The 21,850-nt window shown below is 46.2% G+C and carries 27 protein-coding genes and 1 pseudogene; 27 read left to right on the top strand and 1 reads right to left on the bottom strand.

Annotation, left to right across the window (positions count from 1 at the left end; translation table 11 throughout):
- The first annotated feature begins 20 nt into the window (after positions 1-20).
- A pseudogene (locus tag INT76_RS06590) lies at positions 21-1,913 on the top strand (M13 family metallopeptidase).
- 87 nt (positions 1,914-2,000) lie between these two features.
- On the opposite strand, the gene INT76_RS06585 reads toward INT76_RS06590, so the two are convergent.
- Positions 2,001-4,616 carry a GBS Bsp-like repeat-containing protein gene (locus INT76_RS06585; RefSeq protein WP_212569703.1) on the bottom strand — a complete coding sequence of 872 codons (2,616 nt, stop codon included), beginning with the start codon at positions 4,614-4,616 and terminating at the stop codon, positions 2,001-2,003.
- A gap of 174 nt (positions 4,617-4,790) precedes the next feature.
- Here INT76_RS06585 and purD point away from each other — a divergent pair, with 174 nt between their 5' ends.
- The 26 genes from purD (at position 4,791) to rplF (ending at position 21,842) form a co-directional block, all read left to right on the top strand.
- Complete coding sequence (gene purD, locus INT76_RS06580; protein ID WP_212569702.1) at positions 4,791-6,056, top strand: phosphoribosylamine--glycine ligase; 1,266 nt, start codon at positions 4,791-4,793, stop codon at positions 6,054-6,056.
- Positions 6,046-6,480 carry a 2-thiouracil desulfurase family protein gene (locus INT76_RS06575; RefSeq protein ID WP_249116136.1) on the top strand — a complete coding sequence of 145 codons (435 nt, stop codon included), beginning with the start codon at positions 6,046-6,048 and terminating at the stop codon, positions 6,478-6,480. Before purD ends, INT76_RS06575 begins: the two co-directional genes overlap by 11 nt.
- Before the next feature lie 8 nt (positions 6,481-6,488).
- Entirely contained in the window at positions 6,489-6,977 is a 489-nt protein-coding gene (gene purE / locus INT76_RS06570; RefSeq protein ID WP_212569700.1) for a 5-(carboxyamino)imidazole ribonucleotide mutase, read from the top strand.
- The gene (gene purK, locus INT76_RS06565) at positions 6,964-8,046 is read left to right on the top strand and encodes a 5-(carboxyamino)imidazole ribonucleotide synthase (protein ID WP_212569699.1); all 1,083 of its coding nucleotides are present in this window, start codon (positions 6,964-6,966) and stop codon (positions 8,044-8,046) included. Before purE ends, purK begins: the two co-directional genes overlap by 14 nt.
- 272 nt (positions 8,047-8,318) lie before the next feature.
- A complete protein-coding gene (purB, locus tag INT76_RS06560; RefSeq protein ID WP_212569698.1) occupies positions 8,319-9,611 on the top strand; it encodes an adenylosuccinate lyase in 1,293 nt (430 codons plus the stop codon).
- A gap of 413 nt (positions 9,612-10,024) precedes the next feature.
- Positions 10,025-10,378 carry a hypothetical protein gene (locus INT76_RS06555; protein ID WP_212569697.1) on the top strand — a complete coding sequence of 118 codons (354 nt, stop codon included), beginning with the start codon at positions 10,025-10,027 and terminating at the stop codon, positions 10,376-10,378.
- A 317-nt stretch (positions 10,379-10,695) separates the two neighbouring features.
- Positions 10,696-11,697 (top strand): Holliday junction branch migration DNA helicase RuvB, encoded by a 1,002-nt coding sequence (gene ruvB, locus INT76_RS06550; RefSeq protein ID WP_212569696.1) that lies wholly within the window; start codon positions 10,696-10,698, stop codon positions 11,695-11,697.
- Complete coding sequence (locus tag INT76_RS06545) at positions 11,697-12,443, top strand: GNAT family N-acetyltransferase (RefSeq protein ID WP_212569695.1); 747 nt, start codon at positions 11,697-11,699, stop codon at positions 12,441-12,443. Before ruvB ends, INT76_RS06545 begins: the two co-directional genes overlap by 1 nt.
- Before the next feature lies 1 nt (position 12,444).
- Positions 12,445-13,062: an HAD-IA family hydrolase gene (locus INT76_RS06540; protein WP_212569694.1), complete on the top strand. Its 618-nt coding sequence runs from the start codon at positions 12,445-12,447 to the stop codon at positions 13,060-13,062.
- A 534-nt stretch (positions 13,063-13,596) separates the two neighbouring features.
- Entirely contained in the window at positions 13,597-13,905 is a 309-nt protein-coding gene (gene rpsJ, locus INT76_RS06535) for a 30S ribosomal protein S10 (RefSeq protein WP_212569693.1), read from the top strand.
- Positions 13,906-14,012: 107 nt separating this feature from the next.
- Positions 14,013-14,639 (top strand): 50S ribosomal protein L3, encoded by a 627-nt coding sequence (rplC, locus tag INT76_RS06530; protein ID WP_212569692.1) that lies wholly within the window; start codon positions 14,013-14,015, stop codon positions 14,637-14,639.
- Between the two features lie 24 nt (positions 14,640-14,663).
- A complete protein-coding gene (rplD, locus tag INT76_RS06525; protein WP_212569691.1) occupies positions 14,664-15,287 on the top strand; it encodes a 50S ribosomal protein L4 in 624 nt (207 codons plus the stop codon).
- The gene (locus INT76_RS06520) at positions 15,287-15,583 is read left to right on the top strand and encodes a 50S ribosomal protein L23 (protein ID WP_212569690.1); all 297 of its coding nucleotides are present in this window, start codon (positions 15,287-15,289) and stop codon (positions 15,581-15,583) included. The genes rplD and INT76_RS06520 overlap by 1 nt, the downstream gene beginning before the upstream one ends.
- A 17-nt stretch (positions 15,584-15,600) precedes the next feature.
- Entirely contained in the window at positions 15,601-16,434 is an 834-nt protein-coding gene (gene rplB / locus INT76_RS06515; protein ID WP_212569689.1) for a 50S ribosomal protein L2, read from the top strand.
- A gap of 82 nt (positions 16,435-16,516) precedes the next feature.
- On the top strand, positions 16,517-16,798 hold the full coding sequence (gene rpsS / locus INT76_RS06510; protein WP_000533766.1) for a 30S ribosomal protein S19: 282 nt from the start codon (positions 16,517-16,519) through the stop codon (positions 16,796-16,798).
- A gap of 17 nt (positions 16,799-16,815) precedes the next feature.
- A complete protein-coding gene (gene rplV, locus INT76_RS06505) occupies positions 16,816-17,160 on the top strand; it encodes a 50S ribosomal protein L22 (protein WP_212569688.1) in 345 nt (114 codons plus the stop codon).
- 12 nt (positions 17,161-17,172) lie between these two features.
- The gene (rpsC, locus tag INT76_RS06500; RefSeq protein WP_212569687.1) at positions 17,173-17,826 is read left to right on the top strand and encodes a 30S ribosomal protein S3; all 654 of its coding nucleotides are present in this window, start codon (positions 17,173-17,175) and stop codon (positions 17,824-17,826) included.
- Positions 17,827-17,829: 3 nt separating this feature from the next.
- Complete coding sequence (gene rplP / locus INT76_RS06495; protein ID WP_002936660.1) at positions 17,830-18,243, top strand: 50S ribosomal protein L16; 414 nt, start codon at positions 17,830-17,832, stop codon at positions 18,241-18,243.
- Positions 18,244-18,252: 9 nt separating this feature from the next.
- Positions 18,253-18,459 carry a 50S ribosomal protein L29 gene (gene rpmC / locus INT76_RS06490; protein ID WP_002936659.1) on the top strand — a complete coding sequence of 69 codons (207 nt, stop codon included), beginning with the start codon at positions 18,253-18,255 and terminating at the stop codon, positions 18,457-18,459.
- A 23-nt stretch (positions 18,460-18,482) separates the two neighbouring features.
- The gene (rpsQ, locus tag INT76_RS06485; protein ID WP_000440801.1) at positions 18,483-18,743 is read left to right on the top strand and encodes a 30S ribosomal protein S17; all 261 of its coding nucleotides are present in this window, start codon (positions 18,483-18,485) and stop codon (positions 18,741-18,743) included.
- 24 nt (positions 18,744-18,767) lie between these two features.
- Positions 18,768-19,136, top strand: a complete 369-nt coding sequence (gene rplN, locus INT76_RS06480; RefSeq protein WP_049617486.1) for a 50S ribosomal protein L14 — start codon at positions 18,768-18,770, stop codon at positions 19,134-19,136.
- 79 nt (positions 19,137-19,215) lie between these two features.
- Positions 19,216-19,521 carry a 50S ribosomal protein L24 gene (rplX, locus tag INT76_RS06475; protein WP_212569686.1) on the top strand — a complete coding sequence of 102 codons (306 nt, stop codon included), beginning with the start codon at positions 19,216-19,218 and terminating at the stop codon, positions 19,519-19,521.
- A 23-nt stretch (positions 19,522-19,544) separates the two neighbouring features.
- Positions 19,545-20,087, top strand: coding sequence for a 50S ribosomal protein L5 (gene rplE, locus INT76_RS06470; RefSeq protein WP_212569685.1), 543 nt, complete (start codon positions 19,545-19,547; stop codon positions 20,085-20,087).
- A gap of 14 nt (positions 20,088-20,101) precedes the next feature.
- Positions 20,102-20,287, top strand: coding sequence for a type Z 30S ribosomal protein S14 (locus INT76_RS06465; RefSeq protein WP_002936651.1), 186 nt, complete (start codon positions 20,102-20,104; stop codon positions 20,285-20,287).
- 336 nt (positions 20,288-20,623) lie between these two features.
- A complete protein-coding gene (gene rpsH, locus INT76_RS06460) occupies positions 20,624-21,022 on the top strand; it encodes a 30S ribosomal protein S8 (protein WP_212569684.1) in 399 nt (132 codons plus the stop codon).
- Between the two features lie 283 nt (positions 21,023-21,305).
- A complete protein-coding gene (gene rplF, locus INT76_RS06455) occupies positions 21,306-21,842 on the top strand; it encodes a 50S ribosomal protein L6 (protein WP_212569683.1) in 537 nt (178 codons plus the stop codon).
- Positions 21,843-21,850: the final 8 nt, after the last annotated feature.

Genomic DNA, 21,850 nt, shown 5'->3' with positions numbered 1-21,850 from the left:
GTATCATGAAAGGAGAAGATATGACACGTTTACAAGATGATTTTTATGAATATGTCAATGGCGAATGGGCTAAAACAGCCGTCATTCCTGATGATAAACCTCGGACAGGCGGCTTTACGGATCTGGCAGATGATATTGAGAAGCTGATGATTGCAAAAACCAATGACTGGTTGGCGGGTCAAGATGCGCCAGAAGATAGCGTTTTGCAGAACTTTGTCAAGTTCCACAGACAAGTGGCGGACTACGACACCCGTGACCGTCTGGGTGCAGAACCAGCACAGGCCTTGATTGCTGAGTACAAAAACCTGGCTTCCTTTGAAGAGTTTACTAGCAAACTAGCGGAATATGAGTTGGCAGGTAAACCAAACCTCATGCCCTTTGGGGTGTCGCCTGATTATATGGATGCGACAACCAATGTCCTCTGGGCTTTTGGTCTGTCGACGATTTTGCCAGATACGACCTACTATGAAGAAGGGCATGAAAAAGGGGCGGAATTGCTCCAAACTTGGAGGGAGTGCCAAGAGGCTCTTTTACCTAAATTTGGCTTCACAGACGAGGAAATTGCAGACCTTTTGGATAAGATTTTGGCTTTGGACGCGATCATTGCCAAGTATGTATTGTCCAATGAAGAAGGCTCTGAATATGCTAAACTCTACCATCCTTACAAGTGGGAAGATTTTGCTGCCTTGGCATCCAACCTGCCTCTGACAGACTTCTTCAAGGAGATTTTAGGACAGGTGCCAGACAAGATTATCGTTCCAGAAGAGCGCTTCTGGCAGGCTGCTAATGAGATTTATAGCCCTGAAAACTAGGACTTGCTTAAAGCTTACCTGATTCTGGCGGCCACAAATTCTTACACAGCCTTCCTGTCTGATGACATCCGCATTCTGTCAGGTGCCTACGGCCGGGCTCTTTCTGGCACACCACAGGCACAGAGCAAGGAAAAGGCTGCCTACAACTTGGCTCAGGGCTTCTTCAGTCAGGCTCTAGGACTCTGGTATGCAGGTGAGAAATTCTCCCCAGAAGCCAAGGCGGATGTGGAAGCCAAGGTTGCCAAGATGATTGATGTCTACAAGTCACGCCTAGAAACGGCAGACTGGTTGGCAAAAGAAACCCGTGACAAGGCCATTGTCAAACTCAATGTTATCAAGCCTTACATTGGCTATCCAGAAGAATTGCCGGCCCGCTACCATGACAAGATTGTGGAGGAAAGCAGATCCCTTGTGGAGAATGCGATTGAATTGACAAAGGTGGACATCCGCTATGCTTGGAGCAAGTGGAATCAGCCAGTCAACATCAAGGAATGGGGCATGCCGGCCCACATGGTCAATGCCTACTATAATCCGCAGAAGAATTTAATTGTCTTTCCTGCGGCCATCTTGCAGGCGCCGTTTTATTCCTTGGAGCAGTCTTCATCTGCAAACTACGGTGGGATTGGAGCGGTCATTGCCCACGAAATCTCCCACGCCTTTGACTCCAATGGAGCAGCCTTCGATGAACACGGCAGCCTGAAAAACTGGTGGACAGAAGAAGACTATGCAGCCTTTGAAGAGCGAACTCAAAAAGTGATTGACCAGTTTGAAGGCCAAGATTCTTACGGGGCTAAAGTCAATGGCAAGTTAACTGTTTCTGAAAATATCGCAGACTTAGGTGGTATTGCAGCGGCCTTAGAAGCTGCTAAGACAGAGGCAGACTATTCTGCAGAAGAATTCTTTACCAACTTTGCCCGGATTTGGCGGATGAAGGCCCGGCCAGAGTTTATGCAAATGCTAGCAAGTGTCGATGTTCATGCACCGGCCAAGCTCCGCACCAACATTCAGTTGCCAAACTTTGATGATTTCCACGAAACCTTCAATGTTCAAGAAGGGGATGGCATGTGGCGTGCCAAAGAAGATCGCCTGATGATTTGGTAGCAGACAAAAAACTCAGCTGTTCGCTGAGTTTCAGATGAAAGGCAAACTATTTGTTCAAGTAGTTTGTCTTTTTTGTAGCTATGATAATCATCTACCATAGATGTAATAAACCGCTCCCTCGGAGGTGGTTGTCGGATTGAACCAGCCTCGGTGATTGCCGATGTAACGTCGGCCCATGTAGTTTGATTCGGATACCTGAATCGAGTAGGTGCCTTGGACCGCTGTTACCAAGGCGACATGTCCGTAATAGCCCCCTGTCCAGACTGCGACGGAGCCGACCCTAGGAACTGTTCCGACTGTAAAACCAGCATTTTGAGCCGACTTGACCCAATGTTTGGCGTCCCCCCAGTAAGGGCCGACCCAAGGGAGCTGTGATTTGACACCCCAGGTACACTCGCCAGTTGGATAACTGGAAGCGTCGTAGAAAAGATTGTTGACCTTGAAAGTAGCAGAATGAAGGCCCTTGTTTTGGCCGCGCTGTTCTTGATAAGCGTGGATGTGATAAGTGCCGTTTCCGCTGTGGTTGCTAGTAGGGATGGTGGCGGTGTAAGTCCGCTCTCCGGTTTGACTTGCTTCGTACCAAACCAAGTCATCCTGACCGTCTTTATCTGACCAAACAGCAAAGCGGACAGTTCCTTTGTCATAGACGTTGGACAGAGTCGCTTGATAAACACCGGCAGAGGTGGCCTTGGTGTCCAAATGGATAGGCTGTCGGGCCTGAGTCAAATTAACCGTTTTAGCGATATAGCCGACTCGGCTGCCATCAGCATAGGTAATATAGACGTGGTTTTGGTAATGGCCGTTGTGTCCCTGATGATCAGAGTACTGGATGTGGACGGAATAACGGCCGTCTTTTGCGGTAGCTTCTCGCCACAGGAGGTTGCTTTGATTGTCAGTAGACCAGGTTGCAACAACAACCGATTGAATTTTCTTTCCAGCTGGGCTTTCTTGGACGACGATCTTATACTGACCGGTTTGAGCGTTTAGGCTTTCTAGCTGGATGGATGGCTCCTGCTGAGATGGGAGATCTTGTTTTTGGACGGTAACTTCTGTTTTTCCTACGCCACTAAAACCTTCTTTTCCTGTTTCCTGCGTATAAAGGTGGATGTGGTAGGTTCCTGTGTCGAAGTGATGATCTTTAAGAGCAATCTTAAGACCATACGTCCCATCTTCGTTTTTCTTCGCCGTATACCAGTGCAAATCATCCTGCCCCTTGTTGTCCGACCAGGTTGGCAGCTTAACGTGCGTGACAGTTTTGGGAAGATTTTTCACAGTAACCTCCAGCATTCCATCTTTAGTCAGCTTGGTGGAAATGTCTGGTGAACTAGGTTGGTCGTAGTGCGTTTTGTCTACCGTAATCTTGGCATTGCCTAAGAAACGCGCTTTGCTGTCTGTTTCACTTCGTCCGTACAGGTGGATATTGAAATTTCCTGTGTCTGATTTGTGATCTGTAAGGGGGATGCGCAGATGGTAGCTGCCATCTGCATTTTTGCTGGGAATGTGCCACTTAAGGTCGTCTTGTCCGTTCTTATCTGACCAGGTTGGCAGTTTGACTTCGGTGATGGTGTCGGGGAGATTGTCCACTCGAATATCCAAGAAGCCGGGTTGCACTGCTTGGGCGGTAACTTTGGGTTTGGCAATTCCTTGCAGGTGACGGTCTTCCACACCAATCTTCGTGTTGCCCAAGAAACGCGCCTTGCTATCGGACTCTCCTTTACCATAGAGGTGGATGGTATAGTTCCCTGTATCTGCTTTATGGTCAGATAGGGCAATCCGCACAGTGTAGCTTCCGTCGGCTTGCTTTGTGGCAAGGTGCCACTTGAGGTCATCTTGTCCATTCTTATCTGACCAAGTTGGCAGTTTGACTTCGGAGATGCTTTCTGGAACATTGTCCACTTGAATATCGATAAAACCAGGTTGGTTTATCGCCGCAGTTAGAGTGGGAGGTGTCTGCTTGATCAAATGTCCGTCTTCCACATGGAATTTAACGTGACCTAACATGGTGGACGGCTGCTGCTCTCCTTCTCGTCCGTAGAGGTGAATGAGATACATCCCCGTGTCTGATTTGTGATTGGACAAGGCGATGCGCAGACCATAACTTCCATCTGCGTTTTTTGTGGCAGTGTACCATTTGAGGTCGTCTTGCCCTTTGTTTTCCGACCAAGTTGGTAGTTTGATTTCGGTGATGCTTTCTGGAACATTGTCTACCCGAACATCCAAAAATCCTTTTTCAGACACATTGGCAGTGATTGTTGGCTGCGGTTTTGGCCGTTGGAAAGAACTGCTTCCCAGAAGAATGTCTTGCTGGTCGATGGTAATATAGGCTTGAATCGTGTAGGAACCGTAAGTTCCGTGTTGAGCTAGGTCAATGTCTGTCTGCAGTTGACCTGCATCGTACCACTTACTATCGTCTTTCCCTTGTTCATCTGACCAAACAGCATAGCGGATAGGCAGTCCTGCTTGCTCAGCGGAACGTTGGTAGAAGACCGAAAGTGTCCGTCCGTTGAGCTGGGTCTGTATCGGTTGATGGAGCTTGGTTGGGTCTGTTAAGCTTGGCGTAGAAAGACTTGTTTCAATAGTGGTGGTCTGTCTAGGCTCATTCCTAACTTCTGTTGTTGTGGTTTGGGCCTGGATGACACCCCCGTTAACAAGGCTTGCTAACAACAAGCTGGACGATAGCAAAAGTGTTGGATATTTTTTCATTTATTACCTCCTACCCTACCTGTTCGAGAAAGGAAAAAGGAAATGGAAAAAATTTGAAAATTAGTCCTTGGCCAAGAAGAAGCCTGATTCTCCGAACGTTCTTTGCCTATTTATAGAAATTTCCGACCGTTTCTGCTATACTGTTTTTATAAAATCCGTAATTTGAGGTGAAACATGAAGTTACTCGTTGTTGGTTCAGGCGGTCGTGAGCATGCTATCGCTAAGAAATTGTTAGAATCTGATCGCGTTAGTCAGGTTTTTGTTGCGCCGGGAAATGATGGTATGACTCTGGACGGTCTGGATTTGGTCAGTTTGGGGATAGATGAACACGAGGCTTTGATTGCCTTTGCCAAGAAAAACGACATTGCCTGGACCTTTGTCGGGCCGGATGATGCGCTGGCAGCCGGTCTGGTGGATGATTTTGAAGCGGCAGGTCTTAAAGCTTTTGGGCCGTCCAAGCGAGCGGCCGAGCTGGAGTGGTCCAAGGATTTCGCCAAGCAAATCATGGTCAAATATGGTGTTCCAACGGCTTCCTATGCCACTTTCAGTGATTTTGAAGCAGCCAAAGCCTATATCGAAGAACAAGGCGCTCCTATCGTTGTAAAAGCGGATGGTCTAGCCCTAGGCAAGGGAGTAGTCGTTGCTGAAACAGTGGAGCAAGCGGTGGAAGCTGCCCGCGAAATGCTTTTGGACAACAAGTTCGGCAACTCAGGTGCTCGCGTTGTTGTTGAAGAATTTTTGGCTGGAGAAGAATTTTCTCTCTTTGCCCTTGTCAACGGCGACCAATATTATATCCTGCCGACAGCGCAAGACCACAAGCGGGCTTATGATGGTGATAAAGGGCCAAACACCGGCGGTATGGGAGCTTATGCCCCAGTTCCTCACCTGCCTCAGAGCGTCATTGATGAGTCGGTGAGAACTATTGTCCAGCCTGTTCTTGAAGGCATGATTGCAGAGGACAGACCTTATCTGGGGGTTCTCTACGCAGGCTTAATTTTGACTGACAAAGGCCCAAAAGTTATCGAGTTCAACGCTCGTTTTGGCGACCCTGAAACCCAGATTATCCTACCGCGCTTGACCAGCGATTTTGCCCAAAACATCGACGACATCCTCCACAAACGTCCGACAGAGCTGACTTGGCTGCAAGGCGGCGTAACCCTTGGCGTGGTGGTGGCCTCAAATGGCTACCCCCTCGATTACGAAAAAGGAGCAGTGTTGCCAGCTAAGACAGAAGGCGACATCATCACCTACTATGCAGGAGCTAAGTTTGGAGAAAAGGGCGAAGCCCTGCTGTCTAATGGCGGTCGGGTCTACATGCTGGTCACCACAGCGGGCGATGTTTCAGCTGCGCAGAAAAAAATCTACCAAGAACTATCCCAACAAGACACAAGTGGCCTCTTTTATCGTACAGACATCGGGAGCAAAGCGCTTGGAAAATAGACAGGCCTGTGTTCTCGTTAGTGCCTGCCTGCTCGGAGAAAATTGCAAGTACAACGGAGGCAACAATTACAATCAGGCTGTTGTTGATTTTGTTGCTGACAAAGCTGTCCTACCCGTCTGCCCAGAGGTTGCAGGCGGTCTGCCTGTTCCGAGAAAGCCGGTAGAGATTGTTGGCGGAAGTGTCCGGGACGCGGACGGAAAATCCTATGACAGCGCCTTTCAGCTGGGCATTGCCAAGACGCTTGAAAGTATCGAAGGACAAGACATCGAACTGGCTATTTTGCAATCCAGAAGCCCGTCCTGCGGCCTTAAGCAAATCTATGACGGAACGTTTTCGGGTCAGAAGGTTGCAGGCAGCGGCTTATTTGCTCAAGCCCTGCAAGCAAAGGGCTATCAGGTAGTTGATGCAGAAGATATAAAGTGAGGTAACTTATGAATCCAATTATTTCCATCATTATGGGGTCCAAGTCGGATTGGGCGACCATGAAAAAGACAGCTGACTTACTAGACCAATTTGGCGTAGCTTATGAAAAGAAGGTTGTTTCTGCCCACCGCACGCCCGATCTCATGTTCAAGCATGCCCAAGAAGCACGCGCTCGCGGCATCAAGGTCATCATCGCAGGCGCAGGCGGTGCAGCTCACCTGCCCGGCATGGTAGCAGCTAAGACAACCTTGCCGGTCATCGGCGTGCCAGTCCAATCCCGCGCTCTCAGCGGAGTAGACTCGCTCTACTCCATCGTCCAAATGCCGGGCGGTGTGCCAGTAGCGACCATGGCCATTGGTGAAGCGGGTGCTACCAACGCTGCTTTAACAGCCCTGCGTATCTTGTCCATCGAAGATGCAGCTATTGCAGAAAAACTAGCAGTCTTTGCGGCTGAGCAGGGAGAAATTGCGGAGGCTTCAACAGATGAACTCATCTAAAACAATCGGAATTATCGGCGGTGGCCAGCTGGGCCAGATGATGGCCATTTCTGCCATTTATATGGGGCACAAGGTCATTAGCCTTGACCCAGCCGCGGACTGCCCGGCCTCCAAGGTCAGCGAAGTCATCGTCGCTCCCTACCACGATGTAGAGGCTCTTCGACAACTAGCCGAGCGCTGCGATGTTTTGACCTACGAATTTGAAAATGTAGATGCAGACGCCTTGGATGCGGTCATCAAAGAAGGCCAGCTTCCTCAAGGAACAGACCTGCTCCGCATTTCTCAAAACCGTATTTTTGAAAAGGACTTTTTAGCGAAAAAAGCCGGAGTTGCTGTCGCTCCCTATAAGGTGGTTACCTCAAGCCTGGATCTTGAACATCTGGACTTATCCAAGCGCTATGTCCTCAAGACGGCAACCGGCGGCTATGACGGTCACGGTCAGGTGGTCATCCAGTCGGCAACCTCCGTCCTTCAGGCCAGCAAATTGGCCAATTCAGCCGAGTGCGTCTTGGAAGAGTTTGTCACCTTTGATATGGAAATTTCGGTTCTGGTATCCGGCAACGGCTCTGCCTTTACGGTCTTCCCTGTCCAGGAAAATATCCACCGCAACAACATCCTTTCCAAAACCATCGTGCCTGCCCGCATCTCTGATGAGCTGTCGCAAAAGGCCCAAGCCATGGCCCTGCAAATCGCAGAAAAATTGGACTTATCAGGCACCCTCTGCGTTGAAATGTTTGTCGCCGGTAACGACATTTTGGTCAATGAGATTGCCCCGCGGCCTCACAATTCAGGCCACTATTCCATTGAGGCCTGCAATTTCTCCCAATTCGATACCCATATTCTGGGCGTACTGGGCCTGCCCCTGCCGCCAATCAAGCTGCACGCGCCGGCTGTCATGCTCAACATTCTCGGCCAGCACATGGAAAAAGCTCAGACCTTTGTTCAAGAAAACCCTAGCGCCCACCTCCACCTTTATGGTAAACTAGAAGCCAAGCACAACCGCAAAATGGGGCATGTGACCCTCTTTGCCGATGACGCCGCAGAGTTTGGGGAAGGGATGGATTGGTAGGTAGGATGTGACTAATACAGGAACAAGATTAGAAGATTATGTTCAATATGTTTATTCTCGACTACTACAATTAGACGACTTTGAAAATGTTTTAGTTTCAAAAAGAGTAACTATGAAAGGTCAGATTGGAATTAGCTGATGAATCTAATCAAAAGTTTGTTCTATTCCCGATTCCTTTTGCCACATCTCAAGATTTGACATCTTATACAACAATAATTGCAGAACCAAATGCTATAAAAACTGATTTTCTAATAAATTACTGAGGAGAAAAAATGATCAATCGTTATTCCCGCCCTGAGATGGCGGCTATTTGGAGTGAAGAAAACAAGTACAAGGCCTGGCTGGAGGTGGAAATCCTCGCAGACGAGGCCTGGGCTGAGCTGGGTGAAATTCCCAAGGAAGATGTGGCGCTGATTCGTGAGAAGGCGACCTTTGATATTGACCGGATTTTGGAGATTGAGGAGGAGACCCGTCATGATGTGGTGGCCTTCACCCGTGCGGTTTCAGAAAGTCTTGGCGAGGAGCGCAAGTGGGTCCACTACGGTCTGACCTCGACCGACGTGGTGGATACAGCTTACGGCTACCTTTACAAGCAGGCCAACGACATTATCCGCCGTGACCTTGAAAACTTCACCAACATTATCGCCGACAAGGCGCGTGAGCACAAGTACACCATTATGATGGGCCGTACCCACGGTGTCCATGCGGAGCCAACGACCTTCGGATTGAAACTGGCCACTTGGTACAGCGAAATGAAGCGCAATATGGAGCGTTTTGATGTGGCTGCCAAAGGTGTGGAAGCTGGTAAAATTTCTGGTGCCGTGGGCAATTTTGCCAATATTCCTCCATTTGTGGAGGCCTACGTCTGTGAAAAATTGGGCATCCGTCCGCAGGAGATTTCCACCCAAGTCCTTCCCCGTGACCTTCACGCAGAATACTTCTCAGCCCTGGCTCTGATTGCAACGTCCATCGAGCGGATGGCGACAGAAATCCGCGGCCTGCAAAAATCTGAACAACGCGAAGTCGAAGAGTATTTCGCCAAAGGCCAAAAAGGCAGCTCTGCCATGCCCCATAAACGCAACCCTATCGGCTCTGAGAATATGACCGGTCTTGCCCGCGTTATCCGCGGCCACCTCGTCACGGCTTTTGAAAATGTAGCCCTCTGGCACGAACGCGACATTTCGCATTCGTCTGCGGAGCGCATCATAACGCCGGATACGACAATTCTTATTAACTACATGCTCAACCGCTTCGGCAATATTGTGAAGCATCTGACCGTCTTCCCTGAAAACATGAAGCGCAATATGGAGTCGACCTTTGGGCTCATTTACAGCCAGCGTGTCATGCTCAGTCTGATTGAAAAAGGGATGACCCGTGAAGAAGCCTATGATTTGGTACAGCCAAAGACCGCGCAGTCCTGGGATAATCAAGTGGACTTCAAGCCTCTCCTTGAAGCAGATGAGCGCGTGACAGCCAAACTGACTCAGGCAGAGATTGACGAACTCTTCAATCCGGATTACTATGCCAAGCGGGTAGATGAAGTCTTTGAGCGACTAGGATTATAAGATTGAAAAAACGGGAATGCCATACCTGACGAACCATATCAGAACATATTTTTTAGAAATTAAAAATGAATACATAGAAACCAGAAGTCATCCTAGAGAAGATTTTCTAGAATGGTTTATCCAAAGAAAGATGACCTGAGGAATGAGATGGGGTCTTGTTATTCTGCTCATGTTTGTCGTGCAGCCGACGACGTATTACCCACGAGTTTCGCTGGTGTTCTTTTACATAGGACTGGCTCTTCTGATGGTTTATTTATGCGGGCAATTGTTTTTCCTGTTAACATTTATTTATCGTCGTCTCACCAGACGGTAATAGATTGCTGGAAAGGAACCTTCTTGAACACCAAGGAGGTTCTTTTTGGATGGTCACTTTTTTGGTATAATGAGAGAACAAGAGTAGGAAAGGAGTCGACATGGACAAGGGAAAAATGAGCTACAAAAACCTGCGCAACCGCCTTTTGGAGAGGTTGACAGAGGAAGAAATGCGCCGCTATCGAACCAGTCAGGGGAAGTTGCGTAAAGACTTGCTTAAGACCCGCAAGGGCTGTGTGGGCTGTACCTTGTTGCCAATCGCAACGCTCCTGGGCCTTCTCTTCTTTTGGCAGGAAAAAGATCTCAAAATGGCTTTTCTTTTGGTTTGTTTCCTCCTTCTAATTGGAGTTGGAATAGCGATGCTGGCCTCCTTAAAGGGCTACAAACTCGACTTATACAAGGCGCAGATTGCTTTTGTTGAGGAATTGCTGGGTCAACGCACGGAAGAAAGCTAATTTTTCCAATTCAGAATTGGTTTAAGGAAAAATTAAGCTAGCCTAGTTATACTATGAACATCCTAAAACTTCTTTTTCATATAATCTCCACAAAAAAGCCGGTCCTCCGGCTTTTTTGTTTTTGTCATTTTGGGGCAAACAACAAAACTACCCAGCCGATTGGGCTGGGTGGTTTCGGGAGATTATATGAAAAAGATAGGGTACTGAACGCTGTTCAGTGAAGTGTGCTATTTCTAGCTTGTATAGAGTATAAACAATCAAGCTTAAAGGATTCTAAAACAATCTCTTTTTCCTCTCAACTATGCTATAATAATCCTATGACTAGAATTTTAGACAATGAATTGATGGGCGATGAGGAGTATGTTGAGCGTACCCTGCGTCCGCAGAAATTAAATGAATACATCGGCCAGGACAAGGTTAAGGACCAGTTGAAAATCTTCATCGAGGCGGCTAAGCTCCGGGATGAAGCCCTGGACCACACCCTGCTGTTTGGCCCTCCAGGTCTGGGGAAGACGACCATGGCCTTTGTCATTGCCAACGAACTGGGGGTTAATATCAAGCAGACCAGCGGTCCTGTTATTGAAAAGGCAGGCGATTTGGTGGCCCTTCTCAATGATTTGGAGCCTGGCGATGTCCTTTTTATTGATGAAATCCACCGCATGCCCATGGCTGTGGAAGAAATTCTCTACTCTGCCATGGAGGATTTCTACATTGACATCATGATTGGAACTGGCGAAGCCAGCCGCTCGGTCCATTTGGATTTGCCGCCTTTCACTTTGATAGGAGCGACAACGCGTGCGGGCATGCTATCCAATCCTCTGCGGGCCCGCTTTGGCATCACCGGTCACATGGAATATTATGAGCTGGATGATTTGACCGAGATTGTGGAGCGGACTGCCGACATCTTTGAGATGGAGATTACCCATGAAGCGGCCATTGAGTTGGCCCGTCGTTCGCGGGGCACGCCTCGGATTGCCAATCGCCTTCTCAAGCGGGTGCGGGATTTTGCCCAGATTATGGGCAATGGCCTGATTGACGATACCATTACCGACAAGGCCCTGACCATGCTGGATGTGGACCGTGAGGGTCTGGACTATGTGGACCAGAAGATTCTCCGCACCATGATTGAGATGTATGGCGGTGGTCCCGTTGGACTCAACACCCTGTCGGTCAATATCGCCGAGGAGCGCGAAACGGTGGAGGACATGTACGAGCCCTACCTGATTCAGCAGGGCTTTCTCATGCGGACACGGACAGGGCGGGTTGCGACAGCCAAGGCCTACGAGCACTTGGGTTATCCCTATAGGGAGGAAAAATAATGGCAGAGCAGACCAGTCAGATTGCCGCCTTGTTTGGAGATTGGCCTGAAACCCTTATCTGGACCTGTTTAGAAGGCCGTATGGGTCAAATCCATGTCGATGACAGCCAGTCACCCCAGTCAGCCCTAGCTCTCTATGGCCGGCAGAGCTTCTTTGCCTTTTTAGCCGGAAAACCAGATGCGGCCTTGCTGAGAAAGTGTGAAGGCAAGGACATCATCCTAGTGCCGCAAGATCAGGCTTGGGCAGACTTGATTGAAAGTCAGTATGGCCACAGAGTGCGACTTTTCACCCGCTACGCCACCAAGAAAGATACCTTATTTGATAGAGAATATTTGGAAGGTTTGGTCGACTCCCTGCCCGAGGGATTTGAAGTAACCAGCATCAACCGCAGCTTGTACGAGGCCTGTCTGGTAGAAGCCTGGTCGCAGGATTTGGTGGGCAATTTCGCAGATTTTGAGCAGTTTGCCACATTTGGCTTGGGTTATCTAGTCTTGCACAAGGGTCAGGTGGTTTCAGGGGCCTCATCCTATGCCAGCTATTCAGGCGGGATTGAGATAGAAGTCGACACCAGAGAGGGTTACCGAGGGCAAGGTTTGGCAACGATTTGTGCTGCCAAACTGATTTTGACCTGTCTGGAGAGAGGGCTCTACCCTAGCTGGGACGCCCATACACTGACTTCCTTGAAACTTGCGGAAAAACTGGGCTATGAACTAGATAAAGCCTATCAAGCATACGAATGGAGATAGAATGACAACACCGACCTTTATTTGGGATTTGGATGGAACGCTTTTAGATTCTTACGAGGCTATTTTGGCTGGTATCCAAGAAACCTATGAACAATTTGACATCCCTTTTGATCGAGAGGAAGTAAGAAATTTCATCCTCCGCTATTCTGTCAAGGACTTGCTGGTACGCGATGCTGACCAGTATGGTCTGGATAGTGAGGAGCTCAACCGCGTGCGGGCGACTTCCCTGAAGGAGAAAAATACGCAGATTCCCTTGATGGATGGGGCGCGTGAGATCTTGGCCTGGACGGCAGAGCAAGGCATTCAAAACTTTGTCTTCACCCACAAGAGTGACAATGCCTTTCAGGTCTTGACTGATTTGGGCATTATCCAGCATTTTACAGAAATCCTGACCAGTGACTCAGGCTTTGCCCGCAAACCAAGTCCAGAAGCCCTGCTTTATCTGATTGACAAGTACCAGCTGGACAAGGGAACCACCTATTATATTGGCGACCGTCTCCTGGATGCAGAAACAGCCATCCATGCCGGCATTTCTAGTATCAATCTGCAAATCGACGGCTTAGAACAAAACCAAAAAATCAGTCATTTACTGGAAATAAAACATCTTTTTGCCACTTAAGGAAAGATTAAGGAAGGTAGGCTATACTTTAGGTATTCTTTTTCATATATCTCCTTGAAATCTCCTAATCGCAACAGTTGGGAGATTTCTTTTGTACAAAAAATTTCAAAATTCTTTCAGTTTTCTTTAAGCTAGCTCGGGTATAGTATAGTCATCCTAAAACTTTTACTGAAAGATTTTCAGTATCGTCATCCATAAGAGCTAAAGCTCAAACGGCTGGCATATCTTTTTCATATATCTCCGAGAAATCAGTCGACCTAGGTCGGCTCTTTTCTTTTTTGTCAAAGAAGGAAATCTTCTACTATATAGACAAGAAATTCTAAATGTGTCCCCTATCCAAGAAAAATGCAAAAAATGAGCATAAACCCTTGCAATGGCTGGTATCTTCTGTTATACTACTATGGTGCCGTAAAAAATACGGCTGTAGCTTTGATGCAAGAGGTTGCGACACGCTCGGTTGCATTGCCACGCAACTCGTGTTGGTTTTCTTGTGGAGCTAGCCTATTATCTTAAATAGACGAAAAGGAGAAAAAGATGGCAAACAAAAAAATCCGCATCCGCTTGAAAGCGTACGAGCACCGTACACTTGACACAGCCGCTGCAAAAATCGTTGAAACTGCAACTCGCACAGGTGCAACAGTTGCTGGACCAGTTCCGCTTCCAACTGAACGCAGTCTTTACACGATTATCCGTGCGACTCACAAGTACAAAGACTCTCGTGAGCAATTCGAGATGCGTACCCACAAACGCCTTGTTGATATCATCAACCCAACTCAAAAAACAGTTGACGCTTTGATGAAATTGGACTTGCCAAGTGGTGTAAATGTAGAAATCAAACTCTAATCTGATTTCGCACAGAGCATAAAAAACGCTCGTTAAAAACTTTTTTGAGCATGAAAAACGCTCATAAAAAACTTTTTAAAATTATCAAGAAAAGGAAATATTTTCTCATGACAAAAGGAATCTTAGGGAAAAAAGTGGGAATGACTCAAATCTTCACTGAATCTGGTGAATTTATCCCTGTTACTGTCATCGAAGCAACTCCAAACGTTGTTCTTCAAGTGAAAACAGTTGAAACTGATGGCTACGCTGCAGTTCAAGTTGGTTTTGATGACAAACGCGAAGTTTTGAGCAACAAACCTGCCAAAGGCCATGTAGCTAAAGCTAACACAGCTCCTAAGCGCTTCATTCGTGAATTCAAAAACATTGAAGGCTTGGAAGTTGGACAAGAAATCACAGTTGACACTTTCGCAGCCGGCGATGTTGTGGATGTAACTGGTACATCTAAAGGTAAAGGTTTCCAAGGTGTTATCAAACGCCACGGTCAATCTCGTGGTCCGATGGCTCACGGTTCTCGTTACCACCGTCGTCCAGGTTCAATGGGTCCTGTGGCACCTAACCGTGTCTTCAAAGGCAAGAACCTTGCAGGTCGTATGGGTGGCAACCGTGTAACGATTCAAAACCTTGAAGTTGTACAAGTTGTTCCAGAAAAGAACGTCATCCTTATCAAGGGTAACGTACCAGGTGCTAAGAAGTCTCTTATCACTATCAAGTCAGCAGTTAAAGCTGGTAAATAATAAGGAAAGGGGAAATCAGTCGAAATGGCAAACGTAACATTATTTGACCAAACTGGTAAACAAGCTGGTGAAGTAGTTCTTAACGATGCGATCTTTGGTATCGAGCCAAATCAAGCAGTTGTATTTGATGTAATCATCAGCCAACGCGCTAGCCTTCGTCAAGGTACTCACGCAGTTAAAAACCGCTCAGCAGTATCAGGTGGCGGACGCAAACCATGGCGTCAAAAAGGAACTGGACGCGCACGTCAAGGTTCTATCCGTTCACCACAATGGCGTGGTGGTGGCGTAGTCTTCGGACCAACTCCACGTTCATACGCCTACAAACTTCCGCGTAAAGTTCGTCGCTTGGCACTTAAATCTGTTTACTCAGAAAAAGTTGCTGAAAACAAATTTGTCGCTGTTAACTCACTTGAATTTACAGCTCCAAAAACTGCTGAATTTGCAAAAGTACTTGCAGCGTTGAGCATTGATTCAAAAGTCCTTGTTATTCTTGAAGAAGGCAACGAATTCGCAGCTCTTTCAGCTCGTAACCTTCCAAACGTGAACGTTACAACTGCAACAACTGCAAGCGTTCTTGACATTGTAAATGCAGACAAACTTCTTGTAACTCAAGCAGCTATCTCTAAGATCGAGGAGGTTCTTGCATAATGAATTTGTATGATGTTATCAAAAAACCTGTCATCACAGAAAGCTCAATGGGCCAACTCGAAGCAGGCAAATATGTATTTGAAGTTGACACTCGTGCACACAAACTCTTAATCAAACAAGCTGTTGAAGCAGCCTTTGAAGGCGTTAAAGTTGCAAATGTTAACACCATCAACGTGAAACCTAAAACAAAACGCGTAGGTCGTTATGTAGGTCGCACAAACAAAGTTAAAAAAGCTATCATCACTCTTACAGCTGATTCTAAAGCAATCGAGTTGTTTGCGACTGAAGCTGAATAATCAAAGGAGGAATTAACGTGGGTATTAAAGTTTATAAACCAACGACAAATGGCCGTCGTAACATGACTTCTTTGGACTTCGCTGAAATCACAACAAGCACTCCAGAAAAAACCTTGCTTGTTGCTTTGAAAAACAAAGCTGGTCGTAACAACAACGGTCGTATCACTGTTCGTCACCAAGGTGGTGGCCACAAACGCTTCTACCGTTTGGTTGACTTCAAACGTAACAAAGATGGCGTTGAAGCAGTTGTTAAAACAATCGAGTACGATCCAAACCGTTCAGCTAACATCGCTCTTGTGCATTACACAGACGGTGTGAAAGCGTACATCCTTGCTCCTAAAGGTCTTGAAGTTGGTCAACGCATCATCTCAGGTCCAGAAGCCGACATCAAAGTTGGTAACGCACTTCCACTTGCAAACATCCCAGTCGGTACTGTGGTTCACAACATCGAGTTGAAACCAGGCCGCGGTGGTGAGTTGGTTCGTGCTGCTGGTGCATCTGCACAGGTTCTTGGTCAAGAAGGTAAGTATGTTCTTGTTCGTCTTCAATCAGGCGAAGTTCGTATGATTCTTGGCACTTGCCGTGCCACTATCGGTACAGTTGGTAACGAACAGCACAGTCTTGTAAACCTTGGTAAAGCTGGACGTAGTCGCTGGAAAGGTATCCGTCCAACCGTTCGCGGTTCTGTAATGAACCCTAACGATCACCCACACGGTGGTGGTGAAGGTAAAGCACCGGTTGGTCGTAAAGCTCCATCTACACCATGGGGTAAACCAGCTCTTGGTTTGAAAACTCGTAACAAGAAAGCTAAGTCTGACAAACTAATCGTTCGTCGCCGCAACCAAAAATAGGCTAGCTTAGATCCGCCAGCTCGGTAGCGCACATCTTGTGCGCAGGCCGCTGTGGTACATATTTTAAAGGAGAAAATACTAAATGGGACGCAGTCTTAAAAAAGGACCTTTCGTCGATGAGCATTTGATGAAAAAAGTTGAAGCTCAAGCAAATGACGAAAAGAAAAAAGTAATCAAAACTTGGTCACGTCGTTCAACGATCTTCCCAAGTTTCATCGGCTATACAATCGCAGTTTACGATGGACGTAAACATGTGCCTGTATACATTCAAGAAGACATGGTAGGTCACAAACTTGGTGAATTTGCACCAACTCGTACTTACAAAGGTCATGCTGCAGACGACAAGAAAACTCGTCGTAAATAATTTAGGAGGAAAACACAATGGCAGAAATTACTTCAGCTAAAGCAACTGCTCGCACAGTACGTGTTTCACCTCGTAAATCACGTCTTGTCTTGGATAACATCCGTGGCAAAAGCGTAGCAGACGCAATCGCAATCTTGAAATTCACCCCAAACAAAGCAGCTGGAATCATTGAAAAAGTCTTGATGTCAGCAATCGCTAACGCAGAAAACAACTTTGGTTTGGAAAAAGCAAACTTGGTAGTCAGCGAAGCATTCGCAAACGAAGGACCAACTCTTAAACGTTTCCGTCCTCGTGCGAAGGGTTCTGCTTCACCAATCAACAAACGCACTGCTCACATCACAGTAGTGGTTGCAGAAAAATAAGGAGGTAAAAACGTGGGACAAAAAGTACATCCAATTGGTATGCGTGTCGGCATCATCCGTGATTGGGATGCTAAATGGTATGCTGAAAAAGAATACGCGGATTACCTTCATGAAGATCTTGCAATCCGCAACTTTATCAAAAAAGAGTTGGCAGAAGCGTCTGTTTCAACTATCGAGATCGAACGTGCTGTGAACAAAGTAATCGTAAGCGTGCACACAGCAAAACCTGGTATGGTTATCGGTAAAGCTGGTAGCAACGTTGACGCACTTCGTGCACAACTCAACAAATTGACAGGCAAGCAAGTACACATCAACATCATCGAAATCAAACAACCTGATTTGGATGCACACCTTGTTGGTGAGTCAATCGCTCGTCAGTTGGAGCAACGTGTGGCATTCCGCCGCGCTCAAAAACAAGCGATCCAACGTGCAATGCGCGCTGGTGCTAAAGGTATCAAAACACAAGTTTCTGGTCGTTTGAACGGTGCTGATATCGCACGTGCAGAAGGCTACTCAGAAGGAACTGTTCCTCTTCATACACTTCGTGCGGATATCGACTACGCTTGGGAAGAAGCTTTGACAACTTACGGTAAACTTGGTGTTAAAGTATGGATCTACCGTGGTGAAGTTCTTCCGGCTCGTAAAAACACTAAAGGAGGTAAATAACAAATGTTAGTACCTAAACGTGTGAAACACCGTCGTGAATTCCGTGGAAAAATGCGCGGTGAAGCAAAAGGTGGTAAGCAAGTAGACTTCGGTCAATACGGTCTTCAAGCTACTACTAGCTCATGGATTACAAACCGCCAAATCGAAGCTGCCCGTATCGCTATGACCCGTTACATGAAACGTGGTGGTAAGGTTTGGATTAAAATCTTCCCTCACAAATCATACACCGCTAAAGCTATCGGTGTGCGTATGGGTTCTGGTAAAGGTGCTCCTGAAGGTTGGGTAGCTCCAGTTAAACGCGGTAAGGTAATGTTTGAAGTTGCAGGCGTTTCTGAAGAAATCGCACGCGAAGCATTCCGCCTTGCTGGCCACAAATTGCCAGTTAAAGTAAAATTCGTAAAACGTGAAGCAGAATAAGGAGAAGACATGAAACTTCAAGAAATTAAAGATTTTGTAAAAGAACTTCGTGGCCTTTCTCAAGAAGAACTTGCTAAGAAAGAAAACGAATTGAAGAAAGAACTCTTCGAACTTCGTTTCCAAGCTGCTGCTGGTCAACTTGAGCAAACTGCTCGTTTGAACGAAGTGAAGAAACAAATTGCACGCATCAAGACTGTGCAATCTGAAACGAAATAATAGATTGGGAAAGGAGAATTTCAATGGAACGCAATAATCGTAAAGTTCTTGTTGGACGCGTTGTGTCTGACAAAATGGACAAAACCATCACAGTTGTAGTTGAAACAAAACGTAACCACCCAGTCTATGGTAAACGTATTAACTACTCTAAAAAATACAAGGCTCATGATGAGAACAACGTTGCTAAAGAAGGCGATATCGTTCGTATCATGGAAACTCGTCCGCTTTCAGCTACAAAACGCTTCCGTCTTGTAGAAGTTGTGGAAGAGGCAGTTATCATTTAATCAAGCTGAAAGGAGAAAATTGACATGATTCAAACAGAAACTCGTTTGAAAGTTGCTGACAACAGTGGCGCACGCGAAATCTTGACTATCAAAGTCCTTGGTGGTTCAGGACGTAAATTCGCTAACATCGGCGACATCATCGTTGCTTCAGTAAAACAAGCTACTCCTGGTGGTGCGGTTAAAAAAGGTGACGTTGTAAAAGCCGTTGTCGTTCGTACTAAGACAGGTGCTCGTCGTGCTGATGGTTCATACATCAAATTCGATGAGAATGCTGCAGTTATCATCCGTGAAGATAAAAACCCTCGCGGAACTCGTATCTTTGGCCCAGTGGCACGCGAATTGCGTGACGGCGGTTTCATGAAAATCGTTTCATTGGCACCAGAAGTACTATAATTTAACAAACTAAGTCCCCTGTTGCTTTACGAGAGTAACAGGGTGCCCTCAAGGGCGTAAGAAATATAGGAGAAATCAAATGTTTGTAAAAAAAGGCGATAAAGTTCGCGTAATCGCTGGTAAAGACAAAGGCGTTGAAGCTCTTGTTGTAACAGCACTTCCAAAAGTAAACAAAGTTGTTGTTGAAGGTGTTAACATCGTTAAAAAACACCAAAAACCAAATAGCGAAAACCCTCAAGGTGCTATCGTTGAAATCGAAGCGCCAATCCATGTGTCAAACGTACAAGTTCTTGACAAAAATGGTGTTGCAGGACGCGTTGGTTACAAATTTGTAGACGGCAAAAAAGTTCGCTACAACAAAAAATCAGGCGAAGTGCTTGATTAATCACGAAGGAAAGGAGAAGTAACATGGCAAATCGCTTAAAAGAAAAATATCTTAAAGAAGTAGTTCCTGCTTTGACTGAACAATTCAACTATTCATCAGTTATGGCTGTGCCAAAAGTAGATAAGATTGTTTTGAACATGGGTGTTGGTGACGCAGTTTCTAACGCTAAAAACCTTGAAAAAGCTGCCCAAGAATTGGCATTGATTTCAGGACAAAAACCACTTATCACTAAGGCTAAAAAATCAATCGCCGGCTTCCGTCTTCGTGAAGGTGTTGCGATCGGTGCAAAAGTTACCCTTCGTGGTGAGCGTATGTACGAATTCTTGGATAAATTGGTATCTGTATCACTTCCTCGTGTTCGTGACTTCCACGGTGTTCCAACAAAATCATTTGACGGACGCGGTAACTACACCCTTGGTGTCAAAGAGCAATTGATCTTCCCAGAAATCAACTTCGACGATGTTGATAAGACTCGCGGATTGGACATCGTTATCGTTACAACAGCTAACACTGACGAAGAATCGCGTGCCTTGCTTGCTGGCCTTGGTATGCCGTTTGCAAAATAAGAGGGAGAGAATAAATGGCTAAAAAATCAATGATCGCTAAGAACAAACGCCCAGCTAAGTTCTCTACACAAGCCTACACACGCTGTGAAAAATGTGGACGTCCACACTCAGTGTACCGCAAGTTCAAATTGTGCCGTGTATGCTTCCGCGACTTGGCTTACCTTGGACAGATTCCAGGCGTAACAAAAGCTTCTTGGTAAAATAAGATGTGAGAGCGTTTAGCAACCAACGCAAAGATAGGAGAATTGACGACGAAGTTTACTTCTAGGAAAATCTATCTTCTTTGCTAAGGTTGTAGCTCGAACTCAATTAAAACATGATACTGAGGGCGTGACGGACAAAGTGAAAAAAGGAACTCTAGCGAAGAACGCTTGCGCTCTAGATAGAGTTATCTTTTTCACACGGGCCGTAGCCTGAGTTCAAATATTAGGATGCACTAGCATCATACTAGCAAATTCAAACTTTGCGTTGCCTATCAGGCACACATTAACTAGCAAGTGATTTATTCAAACTGCTAGTAAGAGGAGAAACAACAAATGGTTATGACTGACCCAATTGCAGACTTTTTGACACGTATTCGTAACGCTAACCAAGCAAAACACGAAGTGCTTGAAGTGCCTGCATCAAACATCAAAAAAGGAATTGCTACAATTCTTAAAAACGAAGGTTTTGTAAAAAACGTTGAATTCATCGAAGATGACAAACAAGGCATCATCCGCGTATTCTTGAAATACGGACCAAACGGTGAGCGTGTTATCACCAACTTGAAACGCGTTTCAAAACCAGGTCTTCGTGTTTACTCAAAACGTGAAGATATTCCTAAAGTCCTTAACGGACTAGGTATCGCAATCGTCTCTACCTCAGAAGGTCTTTTGACTGACAAAGAAGCTCGTCAAAAGAACGTTGGTGGTGAGGTTGTTGCCTACGTTTGGTAATCTTTTAGCTTCCAATTTCGTCATGTGACTATGTTAGGGCGTCTTGGTATACTTGAGTAGCTCTGCCTTGCCCATTTAGAAATTGAAACCTAAGAGGATGATGCTGTCAAATTTCATAATGTGATTTGATGATATCATGAAACCAAACATGAACAAGATACACGAATTGAACACGCCTACAACTCTTTGTTTTTCATCGAGTTGCTTAACGGTTCAGTATCTTGTTTGCCCCGTGAAAACTAGTCGCTTGGCGGCTTGATAATCTAACAGGAGAAAAAATAATATGTCACGTATTGGTAATAAAATCATTACATTGCCAGCTGGTGTTGAGATCTCTCAAAAAGACGGCTTGGTAACTGTAAAAGGACCAAAAGGCGAACTTACTCGTGAGTTCCCAACAGCTATTGAAATCCGTGTGGAAGGTACTGAAGTAACTCTTCACCGTCCAAACGATTCAAAAGAAATGAAGACTATCCACGGTACAAGCCGTGCTAACCTCAACAACATGGTTGTTGGTGTTTCAGAAGGCTTCAAAAAAGAACTTGAAATGCGTGGTGTCGGTTACCGTGCACAATTGGCAGGTAACAAATTGACACTTGCAGTTGGTAAATCACATCCAGATGAAGTGATTGCACCAGAAGGTATCACATTTGAAGTTCCATCACCAACACTCATCAACGTGTCTGGTATCAACAAAGAAGTTGTTGGTCAAACAGCAGCTTACATCCGTAGCCTTCGCGCACCTGAGCCATACAAAGGTAAGGGTATCCGTTATGTTGGTGAATTCGTTCGCCGCAAAGAAGGTAAAACAGGTAAATAATAGCTTGC

This window comes from Streptococcus oriscaviae, from assembly GCF_018137985.1.
Taxonomy (GTDB): Bacteria; Bacillota; Bacilli; order Lactobacillales; family Streptococcaceae; genus Streptococcus; species Streptococcus oriscaviae.
Note: the sequence above shows the minus strand (reverse complement) of the source record. Positions and strands in the feature narration are given on the sequence as shown.